The 217-nt window shown below is 49.8% G+C and carries 1 rRNA gene; it reads right to left on the reverse strand.

From position 1 onward, the window contains the following. Positions 1–217: ribosomal RNA gene (locus K5Q92_RS24150) — 23S ribosomal RNA — on the reverse strand; the annotation flags it as partial.

The raw sequence follows: 217 nt of genomic DNA on the forward strand, positions 1-217 counted from the left end.
TCACCAACAGCAGCGTACCTTCTCCCGAAGTTACGGTACCATTTTGCCTAGTTCCTTCAGCCGAGTTCTCTCAAGCGCCTTGGTATTCTCTACCCGACCACCTGTGTCGGTTTGGGGTACGATTCCTACTAACCTGAAGCTTAGAAGATTTTCCTGGAAGCATGGCATCAACTACTTCAGTCCCTTAGGACCTCGTCATCAGCTCTCAGCCTTAAGT

Origin of the sequence: Shewanella sp. MBTL60-007, assembly GCF_019654915.1 — a bacterium.
Classification (GTDB): domain Bacteria; phylum Pseudomonadota; class Gammaproteobacteria; order Enterobacterales; family Shewanellaceae; genus Shewanella.